General features: G+C 70.4%; 20 protein-coding genes and 1 pseudogene. 12 read left to right on the forward strand and 9 right to left on the reverse strand.

The features are described 5' to 3' along the window. The 3 genes and pseudogenes from ACWCYO_RS27355 to ACWCYO_RS27365 all read right to left on the reverse strand — a co-directional run. Positions 1–353, reverse strand: a pseudogene (locus ACWCYO_RS27355) (multicopper oxidase family protein); the annotation flags it as partial. Beyond that, on the reverse strand, positions 350–730 hold the full coding sequence (locus tag ACWCYO_RS27360; protein ID WP_449785663.1) for a hypothetical protein: 381 nt from the start codon (positions 728–730) through the stop codon (positions 350–352). The gene ACWCYO_RS27360 and the pseudogene ACWCYO_RS27355, both read right to left, overlap by 4 nt. Further along, a complete protein-coding gene (locus ACWCYO_RS27365; RefSeq protein WP_449785664.1) occupies positions 727–1,044 on the reverse strand; it encodes a darcynin family protein in 318 nt (105 codons plus the stop codon). Before ACWCYO_RS27365 ends, ACWCYO_RS27360 begins: the two co-directional genes overlap by 4 nt. A gap of 154 nt (positions 1,045–1,198) precedes the next feature. On the opposite strand from ACWCYO_RS27365, the gene ACWCYO_RS27370 reads away from it, so the two are divergent. After that, on the forward strand, positions 1,199–1,915 hold the full coding sequence (locus ACWCYO_RS27370; protein ID WP_449785665.1) for a TetR/AcrR family transcriptional regulator: 717 nt from the start codon (positions 1,199–1,201) through the stop codon (positions 1,913–1,915). A 701-nt stretch (positions 1,916–2,616) separates the two neighbouring features. On the opposite strand, the gene ACWCYO_RS27375 is transcribed toward ACWCYO_RS27370, so the two are convergent. Continuing rightward, positions 2,617–3,540 carry a phosphotransferase family protein gene (locus ACWCYO_RS27375; protein WP_449785666.1) on the reverse strand — a complete coding sequence of 308 codons (924 nt, stop codon included), beginning with the start codon at positions 3,538–3,540 and terminating at the stop codon, positions 2,617–2,619. 57 nt (positions 3,541–3,597) lie between these two features. Here ACWCYO_RS27375 and ACWCYO_RS27380 point away from each other — a divergent pair. Next, positions 3,598–4,472 (forward strand): IS5 family transposase gene (locus ACWCYO_RS27380; protein ID WP_449785667.1). Its coding sequence is split into 2 segments (ribosomal slippage): positions 3,598–3,979 and positions 3,979–4,472, totalling 876 coding nucleotides; the frame shifts between segments, so codons are not numbered across the junction. A gap of 131 nt (positions 4,473–4,603) precedes the next feature. Here ACWCYO_RS27380 and ACWCYO_RS27385 read toward each other — a convergent pair. Continuing rightward, entirely contained in the window at positions 4,604–5,152 is a 549-nt protein-coding gene (locus ACWCYO_RS27385; protein WP_270140074.1) for a TetR/AcrR family transcriptional regulator, read from the reverse strand. Between the two features lie 20 nt (positions 5,153–5,172). Here ACWCYO_RS27385 and ACWCYO_RS27390 point away from each other — a divergent pair, with 20 nt between their 5' ends. Continuing rightward, positions 5,173–6,021, forward strand: coding sequence for a transposase (locus tag ACWCYO_RS27390; RefSeq protein WP_449785692.1), 849 nt, complete (start codon positions 5,173–5,175; stop codon positions 6,019–6,021). Between the two features lie 241 nt (positions 6,022–6,262). Here ACWCYO_RS27390 and ACWCYO_RS27395 read toward each other — a convergent pair whose 3' ends face one another. Next, positions 6,263–7,480 carry a GNAT family N-acetyltransferase gene (locus ACWCYO_RS27395; RefSeq protein WP_449785668.1) on the reverse strand — a complete coding sequence of 406 codons (1,218 nt, stop codon included), beginning with the start codon at positions 7,478–7,480 and terminating at the stop codon, positions 6,263–6,265. A gap of 379 nt (positions 7,481–7,859) precedes the next feature. Between ACWCYO_RS27395 and ACWCYO_RS27400 the strand changes: the two genes are divergently transcribed. The 6 genes from ACWCYO_RS27400 to ACWCYO_RS27425 all read left to right on the forward strand — a co-directional run bounded on the left by ACWCYO_RS27400 (position 7,860) and on the right by ACWCYO_RS27425 (position 11,738). Beyond that, complete coding sequence (locus ACWCYO_RS27400) at positions 7,860–7,985, forward strand: hypothetical protein (protein WP_449785669.1); 126 nt, start codon at positions 7,860–7,862, stop codon at positions 7,983–7,985. Positions 7,986–8,189: 204 nt separating this feature from the next. Then, entirely contained in the window at positions 8,190–8,492 is a 303-nt protein-coding gene (locus tag ACWCYO_RS27405) for a hypothetical protein (RefSeq protein WP_449785670.1), read from the forward strand. A 53-nt stretch (positions 8,493–8,545) separates the two neighbouring features. Then, positions 8,546–8,935: a hypothetical protein gene (locus tag ACWCYO_RS27410; RefSeq protein ID WP_449785671.1), complete on the forward strand. Its 390-nt coding sequence runs from the start codon at positions 8,546–8,548 to the stop codon at positions 8,933–8,935. Positions 8,936–9,933: 998 nt separating this feature from the next. After that, a complete protein-coding gene (locus ACWCYO_RS27415) occupies positions 9,934–10,122 on the forward strand; it encodes a hypothetical protein (RefSeq protein WP_449785672.1) in 189 nt (62 codons plus the stop codon). Between the two features lie 72 nt (positions 10,123–10,194). Further along, positions 10,195–10,521, forward strand: coding sequence for a helicase associated domain-containing protein (locus tag ACWCYO_RS27420; RefSeq protein WP_449785673.1), 327 nt, complete (start codon positions 10,195–10,197; stop codon positions 10,519–10,521). A gap of 128 nt (positions 10,522–10,649) precedes the next feature. Continuing rightward, positions 10,650–11,738 (forward strand): DUF4190 domain-containing protein, encoded by a 1,089-nt coding sequence (locus ACWCYO_RS27425; protein ID WP_449785674.1) that lies wholly within the window; start codon positions 10,650–10,652, stop codon positions 11,736–11,738. Positions 11,739–11,900: 162 nt separating this feature from the next. Here the strand turns inward: ACWCYO_RS27425 and ACWCYO_RS27430 are convergent, their stop codons facing one another. Together ACWCYO_RS27430 and ACWCYO_RS27435 are read right to left on the reverse strand one after the other, a co-directional pair. Beyond that, positions 11,901–12,893 carry an asparagine synthase-related protein gene (locus ACWCYO_RS27430; protein WP_449785675.1) on the reverse strand — a complete coding sequence of 331 codons (993 nt, stop codon included), beginning with the start codon at positions 12,891–12,893 and terminating at the stop codon, positions 11,901–11,903. Between the two features lie 112 nt (positions 12,894–13,005). Continuing rightward, on the reverse strand, positions 13,006–13,347 hold the full coding sequence (locus ACWCYO_RS27435; RefSeq protein WP_270140085.1) for an asparagine synthase-related protein: 342 nt from the start codon (positions 13,345–13,347) through the stop codon (positions 13,006–13,008). 149 nt (positions 13,348–13,496) lie between these two features. Between ACWCYO_RS27435 and ACWCYO_RS27440 the strand changes: the two genes are divergently transcribed. Together ACWCYO_RS27440 and ACWCYO_RS27445 are read left to right on the forward strand one after the other, a co-directional pair. Then, positions 13,497–14,084 carry an RNA polymerase sigma factor gene (locus ACWCYO_RS27440; protein ID WP_449785676.1) on the forward strand — a complete coding sequence of 196 codons (588 nt, stop codon included), beginning with the start codon at positions 13,497–13,499 and terminating at the stop codon, positions 14,082–14,084. Continuing rightward, positions 14,085–14,804: a hypothetical protein gene (locus ACWCYO_RS27445; protein ID WP_449785677.1), complete on the forward strand. Its 720-nt coding sequence runs from the start codon at positions 14,085–14,087 to the stop codon at positions 14,802–14,804. A gap of 773 nt (positions 14,805–15,577) precedes the next feature. Here the strand turns inward: ACWCYO_RS27445 and ACWCYO_RS27450 are convergent. Continuing rightward, positions 15,578–16,867 carry an SUKH-4 family immunity protein gene (locus ACWCYO_RS27450; RefSeq protein WP_449785678.1) on the reverse strand — a complete coding sequence of 430 codons (1,290 nt, stop codon included), beginning with the start codon at positions 16,865–16,867 and terminating at the stop codon, positions 15,578–15,580. An 871-nt stretch (positions 16,868–17,738) separates the two neighbouring features. Here ACWCYO_RS27450 and ACWCYO_RS27455 point away from each other — a divergent pair. Further along, positions 17,739–19,850: a protein kinase domain-containing protein gene (locus ACWCYO_RS27455; protein WP_449785679.1), complete on the forward strand. Its 2,112-nt coding sequence runs from the start codon at positions 17,739–17,741 to the stop codon at positions 19,848–19,850. The last annotated feature ends 78 nt before the right edge of the window (positions 19,851–19,928 follow it).

A 19,928-nucleotide genomic window follows, 5' to 3' on the forward strand; every position in this document is an offset into this window, starting at 1 on the left:
CGGTTGCGCACCCGCACCGACACCGGCCGGCCCCGGCGCCCGACGAAGGTCGAACCGGGGAAACCGCCGTCATAGCCCCAGATGGTGGTCTTCAGGCCGGGCAGGATCTCGACCTCGGCCTCGCGTTGCGTCACCTCGTACACGTCCCGGCCACCATCCGTTGCCACCGGCCGGGCGGTGGCCGGGACCGGCAGCGGCACCTTGAACGGCTCCGGCAGCTCGGCCGTGCTGGACAGCAGCCGCCCGGTGGAGGGCCGGGCAAGTTGCCCGTAGCCGGCGGCGCCCAGTGTGACGGCGGCACCGGCACCGGCGAGCAGCCCAAGCGCGCTGCGGCGCGACAGCCGCGGCCTCACGACGCCTCCCCGGGAACGGGGCGGTAGGTGAAGGACCAGCAGGTCAGCGCAGTCGCGGTGCCGAAGATCCCGAGCGCGAGCGGGATGTGACCGGCGAGTATCCGGGCCTGCCCGAGACCCTGCTGCCCCAGCACCAGGACCAGCAGGGCACCGGTCGCCGCGATCGGCCAGCCCGGGCCGCCGCCGCGCACGCGCAGCAGCACGGCGGCACCGACCAGCGCGGCGGCGAGCGCGGCGAGGAGTTGGGCGTTCGCGTCGTGCCAAGCGAGCAGGTCGACGTCGCCGGTGACGAACAGGCCGGCCAGCGCCGCCTGCGCGAGCGTGTCGAGCAGGAACGCGCACACCAGCGCCCGAATGAAGGCGATCGGCGTGCTCATGCGGCGGCCTCGGCGGCGAGGCTGCGCTCGAAGTGCTCGTGCCCGTCCTCGATGCCGAGCACGACGTCCTTGAAGGTCAGGTAGCCCTGGCCGACCAGCGGGGTGTCCCGCAGCTCCTCGATGAGGAAGTAGTAGGCCGTCAGGTCGGCCGTCTCCAGCAGCGCGAAGTCGCTGAACCGGGTCTGGAACGCCTCCGCGTCGAAGAACCGGGCTCGCACCCGGTCGGCGTACTTCTCGACCAGCGGCGCGATGTGGGCCGCCTTGAGCCGCTGCCGCTCCGAGCGGGGCAGGGCGAGCCACTGCGGAGAGAACAAGTAACCGAGCATGACCATGTACATCGCGTGAATCCCCCTGGGGTGAAGGCAGGCTGACGAGGCGTGGGGGCGGTCCTCGTCCGTCCACGCCTACAGCAAGTGCTGACGGTGTAAGCTACCGCTAACAGTGTCAGCAAAGTCAAGTGGAGCCGGGATGCCCGACCAGCCGCTCACCCGCCGCGAACGCCAGCGCGAACAGACGACTGCGGAGATCCTGACCGCCGCCCGGCACCTGCTCGCCGCCGACGGCCCGGCCGCGCTCACCTTGCGCGCCACCGCCCGTGAGGTCGGCATGACCGCCCCCGGCGTCTGCCGCTACTTCCCCGACCACCGCGCCCTGGTCCAGGCCGTCGTCGCCGATCTCTACCGCGACCTCGCCGCGGATCTCGAAGCCGCCCGCGATGCCCGGCCCGAGGCGCCCACCGCCGAGCGGCTCGCTGCTGCCGCCCGCGCCCTGCGCCGATGGGCGCTCACCAACCGCAGCGAGTTCACCCTGCTCTTCGGCAAGCCCGACGCCGACGCCGGCACCGCCCCCACCGACCCCGCGCACGAAGCGAGCTGGCGCTTCGGCCAGGTCTTCCTCGGCCTGATGACCCAGCTCTGGCGCGAAGGATCCGTCCCGACCCCGCGCACACCGGAGCCAGCCCCCACCTGGTGGTCCCAGTTCGACGACCTGCGCGAACACCTCACCGAGGACGTCCCGCTGCCCGTGATCCACCGCTTCGTCCAGGCCTGGACCCGCATCTACGGCCTCGTCGCGCTGGAGACCTTCGGCCACCTCGACTTCACCCTCGCCGACCCCGAGCCCTTCTTCGAGCAGGCCCTCGTCGACGTCCTCGGATCACTGACCCCGGCCGCCCCCGCGGTGTAGACCACGGTGGCCCACAAGCCAGCACTCTCGGAGCTGTGGGGACAGCCGGAAGGCAAGCCGACCAATGGGCACCCAGGACTGCCCGACCATCCCCCGTCAACCTCGCACCGCCCGGTGCGGCGCGTTCGTAGCGCCGCACCGGGCGGGCGGTCGCGCGGTCCACACAGCACTCGCAGGCAAGCCACCCGCCAGCCGCGTCCCCAACCTCACGAGTCAGAACACCTAGGGCGTGTTTCAGAAGTGATCTTTGTGGGACCCGCGCTCAGGAGCGTGCGGGAGAATGTGGATCGTGGAGGGAAATACAGGCTGCTGCGCCAGACAAGTCGATGGGCGCGGTTCGCACAGGTCACCGTGCACGGAGCCGTGGCCACCGAGCCAGAGGTCCGGATGGGCCCCGACATGTTCGGTTGGCGCGGCCGGTCCTACGGCACCGCGCCGTGCGCCAGCCGTTCCGATGATCAACGCATCCTGGCAGAGGCGCGGGAAGGTACTTGGTACGCGCTCATGCGGCTTCCCGAAGAGGCCCGTGGCGTGTCCGTTTCCGTCGTCGAGATCGTCACGGCACCAGCGGACACGGGCCCCGGTGATGTGAAGTTCGCTGCGGCAGATGCTGTCTGGCAAGCCGTCGGCCAGAAGCCGGACCAGCATCCATGGATCGGTGAGGAGGGAGTCCTGTCTTCCCATAGCGACTCAGGTCGCTGTCACACGAGCAGTGCCTCGAGCTCCGGAAGTCGGCCGAACAGGACCGGGAGGCCGCGCACGCCGTTGCGCGCGGACTCGTGCGACAGCGCGAGGTCGGGGCCGGTGCTTGCCTCGACAGCGGCGAGGCACCGGAGGATGTTCCACCTCGTGTGCCCCAGCCAGCCGCCGATCATGTACGCGAACCAGCTTGGACCTGACGGCGGCGGCGCTCCGCCCCCCGCGACATAGCCGTCGAGGACCGAGCGGAAGATGGCGGGCTTGATGTCGTCGAAGCCAGGCCCCTTGGCGAGGCTCAGCGCAGTGGAGCCGAGCTCACCGGACAGGTCGAGCATCCCCGAGAGCTCCCAGTCGAGCACCACCGGCCGACCCTCTCGGGCCAGCAGGTTCCACGGTTGGATGTCCCCGTGGGTCAGCACGACGGGGCCTGGCCGTTCGCAGGTGTCGACGAAGTGGGCGATCGCGAGGAACGTCTCGACGTGGGAGGCGAGTTCGTCGGCCCACGGCTGTCCGGTCGCCACCGCCCGCGCGGCGAGCTCGGGCCAGTCCCGTGGCGTCGGGTCCTCGATCGACACATGGGTCCACGCGACGTCGAGCGCGTGGATGCGCGCGAGGATCTCACCGATCTCGAACGCGTACGCCGCCGACACCGGTGCTTCGGGCACCTTCTCTCCCTCGACCCATCGGTGAACGAGCGTGTCGTGGCTGGCCGAGATCGGCTCCGGCATCGGGACACCGGCGGCGAAGGCCGTCCGCTCAAACCTGAACACCTCCTCGACGCGATAGGTCCAGCGACGGTCGACGAGGTTCAACTCCTTCACGGCGAACGACCCTTGGTCGGTGTCGAGCCGGTACATCCGGTTGGCGAACCCGCCATGGACGCGGGTCATCGGCCCGATCGGCACGCCGAGATGCGAAAGGTTCACCCACGCATGCTAGGGTCTGTTCAGAAGTGGATCAAGGTCGTGCGATGATCACGTTCCATGGCTCGGGGAGATCTGTCAGTCACGCATTGGGCGGTGCTGGAACTTCTGTTGCCGCGGGGCGTCAAGGCCGGTCGGCCGCCGGTGCACACCAAGCGGCAGCTGATCAACGGCATACGGTTCCGCACACGCACCGGCATACCGTGGCGGGATCTTCCCGAGCGGTACGGGCCGTGGGAGACGGTGTATGGACTCTTCCGTCGCTGGCAGCGCGACAGCACGTGGCACCGGATCCTCGAGCAGCTGCAGGCCCGCGCGGATGCGAAGGGCCTGATCACCTGGGACATCTCCGTCGACTCCACGATCGCCCGCGCGCACCAGCACGCGGCCGGCGCGCGCAAAAAGGGGATCTACAGGTCGAGCCACCCGGCGGCGTCTTCGCCGAGCCTGATGACCACGGACTCGGACGCTCTCGCGGTGGACTGACCACCAAGATCCACCTGGCCGTCGAGCAGACCCAGAAGCTGTTGTCGCTCGTGATCACCGCCGGACAACGGGGTGACTCCCCGCAGTTTCAGGTCGTCCTGGGCCGCATCCGGGTGCCGCGTCTCGGCCCGGGGCGCCCTCGTACCCGGCCGGACAAGGTCCGTGCTGACAAGGCGTACGGCTCCCGCGCGAACCGCGTTTACCTGCGCAGACGTCGTATCGGCTGCACGATCCCGGAGAAGCGCGACCAGATCGCCAACCGCAGGAAGCACGGCTCCCGCGGCGGTCGGCCACCGCAGTTCGACAAGGACGACTACCGCGAGCGCCATGCCGTGGAGTGCGGCACCAATCGCCTCAAGCGCCACCGCGCGGTCGCCACGAGATACGACAAACTCGCTGTCCGCTACGAAGCGACCGTGCTGATCGTAGCCATCAACGAGTGGCTGTGACCAGCACTTTCGAAACACGCCCTAGCGCCTTGGGGCCGCTGGGAGATCGTCCGGAAGTCTCCCCTTGGGATGACGCGATCGATGCTGAGGGCGGGCGCTGGCGTGAGATGCGAAGTGAGCCAGCAGATGGATCACCGCGCAGGCCTGGCGGCTGGCGTCAGCGGTAGGCGGCCAGGAATACGCGGACGCCTTCGTCCGCGAGGCGTTCGAGGTCGGCTGCGGGCTGGGTCCCCGTCGTAGCCGTGGAACATGGCGTGGTCCATCGGGATGGCCAGGATGAGCCAGGCGAAGTGGCTGGCGGCGAGTAGCGGATCGTCGACCCGCAGCAATCCGCGCCCCGCGAGGTGCTGGAAGCAGTCGGCCAGGGCCCTGACGGTGCGCTCGGGCGCCCGCTGGTAGTAATCACGGGCCGCTTCGGGGAAGCGGTCGGCTTCGGCGATGAGCAGTCGGCGTAGTCGCAGCCCCTGGGGCTGGATGACGGTGGAGATGTAGTGGCGGGCGAGTTGGCGCAGGTCCCGGTCGAGGTCGTCGGTGTCCTGGAGTGCGGTGATGGCGTCGACGAACAGGCCGACCTTGCTGCTGGCGTTGAGGATGATGGCGCCGAACAGGGTCTCCTTGTCGGTGAACTGCTTGTAGACGGTCTGCTTCGACACGGCCGCCATGGCCGCGATCTCGTCCATGCTGGTGCACCCACCGGGTCCTGGACCTGCTCCCCGAGCACGACGCGGCCACGCTCGCCCCATGGCTGGCCGCCCACCCACAGATCGAGGTGATCTGCCGGGACCGCGCGAGCGCCTACGCGGAGGCCGCTGACACCGCGGCGCCCCAGGCCGGGCAGGTTGCCGATCGGTACCACTTGTGGGCGAACCTGGTCCGCGCCGTCGAGCGCACCGTCATGGACCACCGGGCCTGCCTGACCAGCCTGCCCGTCGTCGAGCCGGCACCCGAGCCCCAGTGGGAGGCCCCGCTACCCACCGGCAGCGACACGGCCGGGCCGGCCAACCCGACCGGACGAATGGCCGACCGCCGCCGCGAACACCACGCGTTGGTCCACCAGTTGCTGGCAAGCGGCATGAGCCTGCGCGAGGTCGCCCGCCTCCTGGGCTGGGGCCGCCACGCCGTGCAACGCTATGCCAGGGCGAAGCACTGGCAGGACATGGTCAAAGGCCAGCTTCCCCGAGCGAGCAAGCTCGACCCCTACAAGGCCTACCTCGCCCAGCGCTGGGAGGAGACCGAAGGGAAGATCACCGGCCTGGCCCTGCTGGAGGAGATCAAACGGCGGGGCTACCGGGGCAGCTACACGATCCTCGCCGTCTGGAAGCAGCACGCCCTGACCGCTGCGGACAGCGTACCGCCACCGCCCCCGGCACCCACGGTCCGGCAGGTCACCGGCTGGCTCACCCGCCACCCAGCAGGCCTCACCCCTGATGAGGCAGTCCAACGCAAGGCCGTCCTGGCGCACTGCCCCGAGCTCGACACCGCCGCGCGCCTGGTCACCACCTTCGCCCGCATGCTCACCCTCCTGGAAGGCGAGCACCTCACCGACTGATCACCGAAGCCACGGCCCCCGACCTGCCCGCACCTTCGCCGCCGGCCTGAACAGCGACTGCGCCGCTGTCGAGGCCGGACTCACCAGCCACTGGAACTCTGGCCCCGTCGAGGGAGCCGTCAACCGGATCATGCTGAAACGACAAATGTTCGGACGCGTCGGCTTCGCACTCCCACGCAAGCGAGTCCTTCTCGCCTGACGCTGCGTGACCACCGCGGCCCCTGTCTGCAGCCGCGCGCGGTCAGAACCAGTGCAGGCAGTGCGGGGAGCGTTCGGCGCGGAAGAGGGTGTCGGCGCGGGCGGCCACGTCCGGGTGGTGGGCGTGGATGTGGCCGGCGCGGACGAGGGCGCTCGGAGTGGTGCCGCCGAGGTAGATCGCGCCCAGGTCGCGGACGTCCAGGGACAGGTCGGGCTTGCGGTCCGTGGGGACGCAGTCGGCCTTGCCGTCCTGGACGGTGAGCAGGTAGCGGCCGTGCTCGTCGAGGAACGGGTCGGTGACGTCGAGGACAAGCTCGCCGTCGGTGAACCAGCCGCGGGCAGTCAGGGCGCGCGGAATGTCGAGGAGCCGGACCCAGAGCCAGTCGGTCTCGCTGCTCTTCTGGCCGGCATTGAAGTCCGCCAACTGCCAGCGCAGCGGGTGGTCCGGCGGGACGTGCTTGAAGACGACCTCGGTGACCAGGTCGTGGCCGAGGGCGAGCCGGGCCAGGGCGGTGGCGGCGGTGTCGTTCGTGGTGATCGTTTCGTCGATGGTCAGGGTGCCCGCGCCGTCCAGGTAGTAGGTCGCGTAGCCGTCCGGGACGCCGTCGGCGTCGCGGTGGACGGCGACGTAGCGCGGCGCCGGGGCGACCGGGGGCATGCCGGCGCCCAGGGCCCACCAGTGGGGCGGGCGGGAGATCGCGCCGGGCTGGGCACGGCGGTAGCGGTCGTAGAGCTGCTCCAGGAGCTCGCCGCAGTCGGCGCGGTTCAGTATCTCGATCGAGCCGATCTCCGGGGTGTGGGCTCCCGCCCGGGGGGCGTCGAGGGCGGCGCGGTGGCGCGGGACGGTCAGCCGGCCGGTGTAGGTTGCCGGGCCGTAACCGAACCTGCCGTAGATCTGGGACTCGGAGGCCAGCAGTACGGAGAGGAACTCCCCGCGGTCGCGGAACTCGGCGAGCTGATGCCGCATCATGGCAGTGAGCACGCCCTGGCGTCGGTGCGTGGGCAGGACGCCGACGGCGGTGACCCCGGGGGCCGGCACGAGGGCCCCGCCGGGGAGGGTGAGCTCGAAGGAGTAGGCGGCGGCGGTGCCGACCGGTCGGCCGTCCTCGGTCCGGGCGAGCAGGCAACGGTCCGTTTCGTACGCCGCCCAGAACACTCCGCTGCCGTCCTCGTTCGGGGTGTCCGGGAAGCGGGCGAACGCGATGTGGACGGTGGCGACGAAGAGATCGCGCTCCTGGTCGGTCGTGGTGCGGATGTCCATTGGTGCCGTGGCCTCCCCGGGTGAAGGGCTCCACGACGCGTGGTGCCCCGTCACATTGGAGTCATGCTCCGTGGCGGGTGCAACCGAATATCGGCCGGGACGGCCGGGTGGAGCGACTCAGTGCGCGCGGGTGATCAGCGGGGGCCTTCCGACGTAACGCTGCGTGGCCGCGTCACACAACTTGGACCAGACCCTTCTGTTTGGCCCCACCTGGCGGCCGGCGCGGTGAGGTGTCGGCGGCAACTGTGTCTGCTCATGTCAGTACGACCGAAGGTGCTCGGCTCCCCGTCCGGTTCAGGTTCCGGAAGAGGCGAGAATGCTCGGCGTAATCGAGAGGCGATACGGGCAAGAGTGCGGAACACTGCGCCAGGTGATCGTGATGCAGCCTGTCCTGGAGATCAACATCCCCGAGGGGTTCGACCTCTGGCCTATCTCCAGGATCGAGCCGCTCGCCTTCCTGCCCCTGAACTGCGAACTCTCACCCGCCGAGGTCGGGAGGCGATGATGCGCATCATCGGCTGCAACGACATCGACCCCCCACGGGGACCGCCCGCCACGGCCGACTGACCCGGTCGAGTCCCTCCTTCATGGACTGCTGACCTTCGACCACCTCTACGCAGCCGGTGGCCTGCGAGTCACCGACCACTCCACGGGGGTCACCTTCCAGCCTGGCTGCTGCGACGGACTGGAAGACTGGCGCGACTGGCACGTGTTCGTCGATGGCGGCAGTCTGCTTGAGTTCGGCCACGAGCCCGTGTCACCGATTGCAGAACGTTTCGGAGACACCGTCCGGCTCACCGTCAACGCCGAGCAGAGTGACAGCCCGGTGATCGAGCTGTCCGTGACCGAGCTCCGTCACCTGCTCGCCGGCGCCGAGCGTGACCTGACCAACTTCCTCGCGTTGGCGACCGACTGGGTCCGTCAGCAAATGCCCGAGCACTCTGATCCGGTCATTGCCGCCATTGCCCGAGTTCTCGACCTGCCCGCACCGGCCGTGCCACCAGAGCCATAGGACGGCCGTGCACTCGTTTGGCGGCGCCGGCCCCAGTGGTGGATGATCTTGGCGTGCTGGTGCGTACCGAGTTGCTGCCGCTGGATCCGTCGGGGTTGCCGAGGGTCCGGGTCCACACCCCTGTCGGCAGCGCCATGGCGGTATGGCGCGGTGGCCTGGACGACGCGACTGGCTGGCACCACATCGAGTGGACCGTCGACTCGGACCTCCTGTGGGGATGCGACACACGGCTGACCTCACTCGCCGAACCGGGGGTGCGCGAGGAGGCCGGCCAAGTCGTCCTCCGAGGACGCCTCCAGCTCACCGAAGACGGCACTGCTGTCCTTGAGCTGGGTGACACGCAGGTGCTGTTCGATGTCGGTTCACCGCCGCCGCCCGACAGCGCCTGGGTGGAGATCGGCGTCAAAGCGGACCAGGTGGAGCTGTACCCCTACCTGCCCTGACCGGTCGAAGTCACCTGTCAATCAGTCAAGATCATTTTTTTTCGGAGGACAGGCCGTCCCGCCTGGGACGGGCATCAAGACACCTCACGGTGCCAAGCGGTCGAGTTGATCTCTGGTAGCTCCTGGGGTGGTCGAACAGAGCGGATCTTCGTGCGCCAGAATCACGGCATGGTGATGGCGCGGCATTGGTAGTCGTCGGCTCCCGTTGTGGACGGTTTCCCACTGCTGGACGAGCCTGGGTTCTGGGCCGCGCACCTGGCCGACCTGTGCGATGACGTGTCGCCGGAGGCCTTCGGTGTGGACGCCGCTGATGCTGGTGCCATGTTGGAGCGGCTGCACGACAAGTCGGCCTGGCCGGCGTTCACGGTCCCGTTGGAGGGTGGGTTCGCGATCGTCGTGCACTCAACAGCGGCGAGGAGTTCACGAGCACGGACTACTTCCTGGTCCACTCGGGCAGCACCGATGCGGTCCTGGCCAGCAGGTCTGGAGGGTACCCGTCGGCCGCCCCCAGAACGCCCCCGCCATCACGGCGCTGGAAGTGCTCGGAGTGCGCGGCTCGACGGCGGTCGTCGCAGGCTCCGACCCGACCGATCCGAACAAGATCACGGCGATCCTTACAGCCGTGGACCTCACCGCCAGGAAGGAGATCTGGACCAGGAGGTCCCTGGAATGAGGCCGAGGACCTGGTCGTCGGTGAGCGCAACATCGGATGGAACTCGGACAAGGGCGTGTACAGCGCCACTCTGCAGCCCGCCGGACCCAACCGCGTCGTCTTCCAGGGCCAGACCGTCCGCGACGACGGCCTCGTCTGGCTCCTGGAAGCACGACCGGCCAGCAGGTCGCCGACCTCAGCAACGGCGCTTACACCCATAAGTGCACCTACGACGACCGCTCCGTCACCGTCTGCGCGGGCGCCACCGTTTTCGCCTTCGACCCCTCCCACCGGCAAAACGCTGTGGAAGCTACCCGACGATGCCAAGACCCGGGTCGCACCCGAGGTGACCGCGGTCTGGCACGGCACCGTCTACGGAAAGACGGGCAACGGGGCCGTGACCCTCAACGCGGTCACCGGCCAGGACGTGCCGACCGACCCGGAGGTCGCACCCGTCCTCGTCAACAGCTACGCCGGAGTTGCCCTCTCCTCCGCCAGCGGATCCGCACTCGCGGTCTACCCCGTCATCGGCTGACCCTCAGGCCCCACCGACGGAAGCCGTCCAGGGACCCGCACGCCGACGAACCGCTAGCCCCGGACTTCGCACATGGGCGTGAAGATCGATAACCGAGCGACGGTGGCATCGGAGTCTCACGATGCGAACGCTCGGTGCGACGGCCTGGTCGACTGGGCCACGCTGCCCGTGGATACCGTGTTCGAGGGCGAGCAGCTCGGACGCTGGATGATGGCGCAGCGGGCTGGCTTCGCCGAGCTCGACCAGGAGCAGCAGGACCTGCTCACGGCGATCGGCATCGCCGAGGACCAGGAGCTGGCCGCCGCGCTGGCGGCAGCCGCGGCTCGGTCGAAGGTCTCCCGCACGGACCGGTTCCGGCGCGCAAGGATCTGGCCAGCCGCATTGCCAGCATCGAACTGACGCTCCGCGCTGGCTGGCCGTCCCCTACGGTGGCCCGTAAGCAGATCGCGCTGGGCAGTCGGCTATATTCGCGCAGCCGTCGAACGCCACGAGCCGCTACGCGGCGCGTACCAGGGGGAGAGTCAGCCATGCCGAATGCCAGGAACCAGCCGGACGACAGCTGTCCGGACCAGGGCGATCACGCATTGGTGGTGGCTCCGCCGTCCGGCCCGGGCGCCGCGCCGCGCGCCGGCGGGTGGAACGGTTATGCGATCACCTCGCTGGTGACCGGCATTCTTGGTGCCGCCTGTTTCCTCTGGGTCGCGGGCCTCGGCTTCGGCATCGCGGCCATTCGCGTCATCCCCCGGCGCAACCAGCGGGGTCGTGGCCTGGCTATCGCCGGTATCGCCCTGTCCGGGTTGTGGGCACTGCTGCTCGCGGTCGGTGCTGGCCTTGGCTTGTTCGGGTACTCCGTCGTGCCATTGTTGGCCGGCCGCGCCGATCCCTCAGACACGGTGAGCGTGTTCAGCCTCCGACGCGGTGATTGTTTCGAAGCGCTCGATGCTGCGAAGAGCCGCACCAGGGTGCGACCAGTGTCCTGTACGGAGCGCCACTCCGGCGAGGTCTTCGCTGTGGTACCCGTGGACGACCCGTCCTACCCGGGACCGTACCCGCTCCAGCGTGAGACGACCAAAGCCTGCGAGTCGCAGCAGAACGGCTACGCGATGGACACCTGGGCCGTGCCTCATTCCGTGCGCGTCCATGACTACATGCCGGACGAGCGGTCCTGGGATGGCTCGGGACACCGGATCGTCTGCTGGTTCGCCGACGACGACGGCGAACGGACGGGCTCGCTGCGGCGGGACGAGACGAACCTGACCGCGGAGCAGATCAGCTATCTCCAGGTTGCCGACCGGATGGAGAGCGAGCTGGCTGGCGCGCCCCGCAGCATGGATCTGGACGCCGATCCGACGAGTGTGCGGCCCTGGGCGGACCGGTTGTCGGGCACTGTCAACGCGGAGTTGATGACGCTGGATTCGACCACCTGGAGTGACCGGGTTCGGCAGCCGGCAGCCGACCTGAAGGCCGAACTCGCCCAGATGCTCCCGGCGCTGGCATCGCTGCGGACCGCCTCCGACGGCACAAGCGCACAACAGGATGTCGCGACCGCTTGCAGCCACGGGGCCCGTGCGCAGGCCGTCGGCATCCGGGCCGCGCTCGGCCTCGCCATCGAGTAGCGCGGCCGTCCAGGCGCCGGGCCCGCGGCCGGGACTTCGCGGTGGTCCGGACCACCGCGACCTCGCCCGCCAGTACCTGGAGCCGCTCGACCAGCGCGCCACCGTGCTGAATGCAGAGTGCCCCTGGGCCGCCGGACGGCTCAGGGGCACTCGGTTGGCGCGTCAGGCGCTGAGCTCGATGGGGGCGACGTCGCTGATCTTGGTGGCGAGGAAGGCGTTCGCGACGCCCTTGATCAGCTCGGCGGTTGCGATGCCGGTGACGATCAGCGGGGAGCCCTTGGCCAGGATGTCGGCATGGACGGCCCGGAAGACGGCCTCGCTGCTGGTGTCGCCGTCCTCGATGCCGAGGGCGATCCGGTCCGGCCGCAGGGTGTCCAGGATGGCGAAGGACTCGCGCAGGAACTCCGGCGACCTGGTCCAGTGACCAGGCCAGGCGATGCCGTCGACGTCGTCGCGCAGGTGCAGCAGGAGCTCGCCGCAGCGGTTGGTGATGATCGCGACCGCTCCGCGCGGTTCGGCGGCGGACGGCGGTGGGGAGAGTCTGGGAGTCCATGCGCTCACGGTAATGAGCCGACTGTCCGTCATGCCGCAGCGGCCAGCGTGTGGCGGGAGAACCAGGCCGCCGCCATCAGGGCCTGCATCCGGGTGCGGTCGAACCGCCCGCCCGCCCGGCCGCAGGCCGCCGGCCAGCAGCGGCTGAAGCCCGCGCGGGGCCTGGTCGAGTGCCGAGCTGATCTGGGCCCTCGCCCAGGGCTCCAGCGGGCCGGACAGCCAGCTCGGGACCGGGGAGGCGAAGCCGAGCTTGTCCCGGCTGCCCCAGACCTCCCGCGGCAGGCCGAGGGCCTTCGCCGCGTCGCGCAGGATCCGCTTCCCGGCCGCCGGGTCGGCGATCTTGTGCTCGACCGCAAGCCGGTAGGCGAACTCGACCGGGTCCCGCGCCAGGAACGGCGAGCGCCGCTCCAGCGCAAAGGCGGAGGCGAGCTTGTCCGAGGTCATCACCAGCGGGCGCCAAGCCGTGGCCAGGTCCGCCAGCGTCAGCCCCCGCGCGAGGTCACCGTCCGCGCGGCTCAGGGCGTCGGTGACCAGCTCTCGGAGCCGTCCGTCCGGGTCCTGCCCGCGCAGGACCAGCTTCACGATCGCCTCGGCCGGGCTCATCGGCCCGCCCGCCTCGTTCACGAGCTTGGACGCGAGCGGCCGGTAGGCCTCTAGCCCCGCGCCCAGCACCGCGTCCGGGCCGAAGAGGACGAGCGCGTGACGGACGTAGCCATCAGGAACTCGTCTGGCCCGAGTCCGCCGACCACCACCCGCAGGCCCGTTCGGCGACCGCCCGGCAGGCCATGTGCTCGGAGAACGTCGACGCGTTGCCCATCGGGTAGTCCAGCGCGTGCATGATCTCCGGCAGCGCGCGGGTGAAGTCCTGGATGGTCGGCTCGATGACCACCAGCTCGGCGCCGATGTCCCGGGCGACGGCCGCTGCCGTCGCGGACTCGTCCAGCCGGTCCTGCCCGGGGTAGCGGACCGTGACGCAGACCTGCGGGCGCATCAGGTAGACCAGCACCGAACAGCCGGTCGAGGAAGTCGACCGCCAGGGCGGCACCGGCGAAGTCATTCTCGGTCCAGTGACGACAGACATGACATCGCCTCACATGCCAGCCCTCTGAGTACCGGGGCCTCAAAGTCGATTCTGGTTCGGATGTAACGCTCCGGTCGTGCGTCGCCAAGAGGAGATGTGGGGGACGGACAGACAAGGGAGTCGATGTGAGGAAACCGCCGGACAGCGGTCTGGTCGCGCGGATCGGTGAGGATCCAGAGGCGTTCGAGGCCTTCTACCGGGAGCACGTGCAAGCGGTGCTGCGGTACGCGACCCGGCGGACCCGGGACCCGCACGCTGCGGCCGACCTGGTCACCGAGGTCTTCCTCGCGGCGATCTCCGCCGCCGGCGGGTACCGGCCGCAGCTGGGCACGCCGATCGCCTGGCTGCACGGCATCGCCCGCAACGTGGCCGCGTCCCAGGAACGGCGCGCGGCGCGGATCTGGGCGGCGGAGGGCCGAATAGCCGGCCACCGGCTGCTGGACGGCGATGACATCGCACGGCTGGAGGAGCGCATCGACGCCGAGCGCGCCTCGCGACAGCTGCTGGAACGCATCGCTCTGCTGCCGCGCGGACTGCGGGAGGTGCTGGAACTGGTGGCGGTTGACGGTCTGAGCGTCTCCGAGGCCGCCAAGGCACTCGGTACCAGCACCGTGGCTGCCCGGGTCCGGCTGCACCGGGCTCGCAAGGCCCTCCAGCAGCCCGGCGCCAATCCCGATTCCTCTCCGTCCCCCCCGTCCCTTGTGGAGGCCTGAATGAACGCCGAACGCTTCGAGGAGCGGTTGATGCACGAGCTCAAGAACCATGTCCAGCAGCGGGCGGAGAGCCCGCACCCCGACCAGTCGGCCACGGCCCGACCCCGCCGTGGCGTCCGCGTGCGCTGGGTCCCGGTCGGTCTGGCCTCGGGTCTGGCCGCCGCCGTGGCAGGCGTCGCCCTGACCGTGCTGCCGAGCCAGCCCGCGGCCGCCTACACCCTGCAGAACGACGGGAGCGACCTCGTCAAACTCACCATCGTCAACCCGGCCGGGAAGATCGACCTGGGCAAGCTGCAGAAGGACCTGGACCGCATCGGCGTTCACAGCCGCGTGCTGGCCGGTGACCCCGACTGCGCCACCCCGTGGGGCGGTCCCGACCCGACCGCGTCCCCCAGCCCGTCCTCGTCCCCGTCCACCTCCCCGAACCCGCAGCCGCCCCGCGGCGAAACGCCGCGCTCGGCCCCGCCCGGTTCGGCGCACCCCTCCCCCGGCGACACCAGCCTGCCGGCCGACGGCTGGGACATCGGCGGGGAAGACGGCAAGACCGTTCTGTACATCCGCCCCGGCAAGATCCCCGCCGGCAAGCTGCTCATGGTGGGCTTCCCCCTCGCCAAGGCCGACCCCTCCCACGCCTACGGCGTGATCACGGCGGGTCTGCTGGACGGATCGGGCCCGGACTGCCTGCCGGCCCCGCCGCCCGGCACGGTTCACTTCCAGTAGAGCCATGACTGTGCCCACGGTCGTCTCGCGGCCGTACTGACCATCGTGTCGGCCGCCCGGCCGCGGAGTCATCATCCGCCGCGGCCGGTAGCGGCGGATGATGACGCGTGTCGGCGACCGGCTCGCGGGTCCGCGGGCGCGACCGGGGCGTATGCGGCCGTGGCCGGCCTCAGCGGCGGCCGACGGCCTCGCGGGTGCGGCGGGCGGCGTGGTGGAGGCGTTGGAGGGCGACGAAGCGGTTCATCCGGTCGGCCTGGGTGAGGCGGTACTTGAAGCGCAGCTGGGGCTGAGGCCAGCCTGGGCCTTGGGGCCGATGGCCTGGAGAAGGCGGCTGACGTGCTGCTGGTAAGCGGCGCGGTCGGGGATGGGTCCAGAAGCGATTCCCAAAGCGGACGTAGCTTCAAGTCTTCACTGTTCAGGCATGTAGTCGTCGCCGGGTAGGCAGGCTGGATCCGCTGTGTTCACGCTCGCTGTGTGCGGAGGTGGCGGAGGCCGCGCGGCGCGCGGCCGTCGCCCGCGAGGAGGTCGTCGATGTCCCTATGCGTCGATCAGCGATCGGTCACCCGAACGAGGTCGACACACGCGACAGTTCGATGAGGAGGCGTGCCATCCGCATTGGGAATCGCTTCTGAGGCGCGACGCGAGGTCGCACGCTGCGAGTGGTCGCGGAGGAAGGAGGTCGGCATCGATGACGTGATCCGGGCCAGTGCCCAGGGCCCCTTCCCTCCCTGACGTGCGTTGCAGGCGACGGCAGGGCGCGCTCCAGGCCGGGCTCAGCCGAGGAGGTAGCCGTAGTTGCTGTCGTTGGCGCAGACGTTCCAGAGGGTGTCGTCGTGTGCCACGGACGGGGCGTCGAGCTGGGCGAGCAAGTCCAGGGCGATCCGTTCGAGGGTGAACTTTCCGAAGAAGGCGTTCCAGTCGGTGGGCCCCGGATTGTAGGGGTCGAGCTTGAACTCGTCCTTGTAGTCGTCCTCGTAGTCGTCGAAGTCCTCGTCCTCGTTCTGCATGGCGTCCCACAGCTCGGCGAGCCTGGTGAGAGTCCAGATGGCCAGGTAGAAGGCGGACAGGTCGGTGTGGAGCAAGTCGGAGGCGCAGTCCTCCAAGTCCTCGCCCTCGACCGCCTCGATACGGCCGGTGGCTCCGTCCAGCAGGATCTCGTAATCCTGTCCGGCCGCGCCTAGGCGGATGAGGTCGCGCTGGGCCGGGCAGTGCGGCTCGCCATCGTCGTCCGCCTGCCAGGAGCCGGAGTCGCGCAAGGTGACGAGCGGGCGCGCCTCGCTGTCTCGCAGGTAGCCGCTCGTGGGCAACCCGACGGTGGTGAGCAGGCGGCGGGTGGGCTCGTGCCGCAGGGTCGGCGGCAGGTCCTCGGGGCTGACGGGGAGCATGACGAGGTCCTCCATCAGCTCGGGTGTGATGTCGAAGGCAAGGGACTCGGCTGCGTCGTGATTGCGGCGGGCGGCCCAGAGCAGGCCGTAGCCCGCCAGGACGGCGGTCCAGTGCGGGGCGTCACTGTACTGCGTGAACACCGCGGGGTCGGTGGCTTGCATTCGCTCGCAGACCGCCCTGGTCACCTCGGTCATCACATCCCGGCCACGTCGGCCGTCGTGCGCCGTGGGATCGGCGGCGGTCGCGCGGAGGGCTTCCAGCTCGTGCACGAACGTGACCAGCACGGACAGGTCGCTCGCCACGAGGTCGGTGACCAACTCGCTGCCCGCGCTGCACCTCCCATCGACGATGAACACTTGACCGGTCACGGAGTCCAGCACGAGCCAGTCGCCGAAGATCGGCGGATGGCCACCACACTCCCCAAGGACGAGCAGGTGGTCCGCGCCGGCGGTCGGTTGCTCCAGCCGGCCCGAGACCGGCCGCAGCCAGACGGCCGGGTCGGTGTGGAGGCGTACGTACGCGCCGCCCTCGCGGGGCAGGCCGACCTCGCTCAGGAAACGCCGGGTCGGTTCGTGGACCAGATCGTCGGGCAGGGCGCTGGTCGGGACCCGGATCAGATCGTCGGCGCCGAACCACTGCGCCACGCTGTCTGCTGTGATGGTCGTCCTGAGCTGCACTGTCGCCGTCCTCGGTATCGATGCTTGATCGGCCGTCACCTTATCCGTCGGGCCGACAGCGGGTGTCTTGTGATCTTTGCCGTGCGGGTTGGCTGGGTCGGCCCGACCTCACCGAGGAGGAAGGCATCATCCCGAAGGCCATGGAGGAGCCGGAGCTCAGCGGGACCGGTGAACGACCTGCTCGACGGCAACGAGCGGCATGGCTACCCGAAAGCCTGCGGCGAGGCGATGGCTCCGCCGACGCCCGGAAGCGATGTACAGGCCGCTCGGTGAGCAGTCGCGATGCGCGCGTCCCCACGGACTGATCAGCAGAGCACCATCGACGACTCACGGTGACCGAGGCCGACGGCCGCCGGAGAATGGGCGACACCTCGACATACGAGCTCACCAGTCCCACGGGCCGACCCCAGGCGTAGCCGGCCTTGACGAGCCGGTCCCAGTTGATGCCCGTCAGGGCTTCCCGGTGGGCGATGGTGGTGGCCACGGCTTCGCGCGCGTGGGGGTGTCCGGGGTGGCCTCCGGGGAAGAGCCGGGGGGCGTCGTCCGGGGTGCCGATTCTGGCTTTGCCGCGGCACGTCGCGACAGGCTCGCGGACCGGCAGAGTCAAAAGACCGGTGTAACTCCCGATCAAGGAAGTAGCACCTGACGAAGGAGATGACCGTTTCGGCCGAGGCTGTCGCTACCCGATCGTTCGTGCACTCGTGGACAGCCTTCGGGGGTCCGTCCGCGAGCGCGGGCTGACCCGGGCGGGCCCGCCCGGCCGTTCATCCGGCGGGGGCGGGACAAGGCACCCCCATCGCTCTTCTACACTCCTGGGCTGCGGCGGGCTGACCCGCCGGGAACAGACCAGCCCTGAGGGAGCCGAACCACCATGCCGATACAGCCGCTGGCCGGGGACGACCCGGCGGAGGTGGGCCCCTACCGGCTGCTCGGGGTGCTGGGTGCGGGCGGGATGGGCCGGGTGTACCTCGCCCGGTCGGCGGGTGGTCGGACGGTCGCGGTCAAGCTGGTGCGCCCGGAGCTGGCGGACGGCGAGGAGTTCCGGGTCCGCTTCGCGCGGGAGGTGGCGGCTGCGCGGCGGGTGGACGGGGCGCATACGGCGGCGGTCGTCGATGCGGACCCGGACGCCGCTCAGCCGTGGTTGGCCACGGCGTACGTGCCGGGACCCTCGCTCAGTCAGGCCGTCCGGCGGTACGGCCCGCTGCCCGAGGCGTCGGTGCGCACGCTCGGAGACGCACTGGCCCGTGCTCTGGCCGCCGTCCACCGAGCCGGGCTGGTCCACCGTGACCTCAAGCCCTCCAACGTGCTGCTGGCCGCCGACGGGCCGCGGGTGGTCGACTTCGGCATCGCCCGTGCCGTCGACGGCGACCGCCTGACCCGTACCGGGGTCGCGATCGGCACACCCGGCTTCATGTCACCCGAGCAGGCCAACGGTCAGGTGGTGGGCCCGGCGTCGGACGTGTTCTCACTGGGTTCGGTGCTGGTGTTCGCCACGACCGGTCGGGGCCCGTTCGACAGCGACTCCGGTCCGGCCGTGCAGCTGTACAAGGTGGTCCACGAGCGGCCCGACCTGGCCGACGTTCCGGACGGTCTGCGGCCGCTCGTCGAGCACTGTCTGGCCAAGGAGCCGGAGCGGCGACCCGCACTCGTCGAACTACAGGAGCGCCTGTCGGCCGGGGCGGCGGTCGACTGGCTGCCCGCGCCCGTCGCAACGGCGATCGCTGTACAGTCGGCCGCCGTACTCGAACTGGAGACCCCGAGGCCCGGTCAGCGGCCCGGCGCCGTGGCCACCGCCGCAGCGCAGTCGGAAGGACGGCCCCGCCGGGCCGTCCTGTTGGGCGGCGCCGCAGCGCTGGCCGCCGTCGTGGCCGGCGGGGCGGCAGCCTGGCGGCTGACCGACCGGAGTGGTGGGGCGACCGGCTCCGCCACATCCGGCCCGAATTCCCCCGACGACACGGACTCCCGGCCGCCGTCGCGCAGTCCGGGGCCGGACGCCGCGCCGAAGCCGGTCTGGACGTACGACGCGATCGGTGCTCTCAACGCCCCTCCGCTGGTGGCCGATGGCACGGTGCTGCTCGGCGGCGACTCGGTGTTCGCGCTGGACAGCGCCTCAGGCAAGGAACGGTGGCGGATCCGGGACGCGAGCACGTACCAACTGGCCGCGGCTCACGGAACCGCGTTCTTCACCGTCGCCGGGGACCTGGTCGGCCACGACCTGAAGTCGGGGGCACAGCGCTGGAGGTACACCGCCACCGCGACCGCGCCGACCCAGCTGCTCGGCGCCGACGACCACGGCGTCTACACGCTGGCCGACCGCGGCGCCGACCTGCGCGGGGTGGCCGGTTTCAGCCCGGAGACGGGGGCGGTGTCCTGGTTCTCGGAGCGGCGGACGGCGCCCGAACCGGGCGTGAGCTCGCTGATGGCGCCCGACCACGTGCTCTACGGCGACGACAAGGGGAACCTGGTCTGCCGCAGCACCGCCGACGGCCGCGAGGTGTGGTCGGTGAGCACGGGGGCCCCGCTCGGCCACCCGATGTGCTGCGACGGGGAGCGGGTCTACTGCGCGTACCGACAGCGCGGGCTGCAGGCCCTGCGGCTCGCCGACGGCAAGCAACTCTGGTCCGTCGAGCCACCGGCGGACAGGCAGAGCGCCTACACCCCGCCGACCGTCGCCGACGGGGTGGTCTACGCGACCGCGGCCGACACCGACGTCCACGCGTTCCGCGCGGGCAGCGGTGAGAAGCTGTGGAGTTGCGGGCTCCCGGATGGCACGGTCGCCCCCGTGCAGGCCCAGGTGGTCGCCCGCACGCTCGTCGTTCCGACCGGCGCCAGCGGGCTCTACGCGATCGACACCGCCACGGGCCGGATCCGGTGGACCTTCCGCACCGGATCCGACTCCTCGCACGACTGGCTGCTGACCACCGACGGACAACGGCTGATCGCCCAACACGGCGCCACGGTGTACGCCCTGCCGCTGACGTAGCCGGCACCGTTCGCGCCTATCCACGTCACGCAGACCCGGCACCCGTCAGCGGCCGGGCGTTGCGCTCGACATGAGGTT

Source organism: Kitasatospora sp. NPDC001683, from assembly GCF_053596495.1.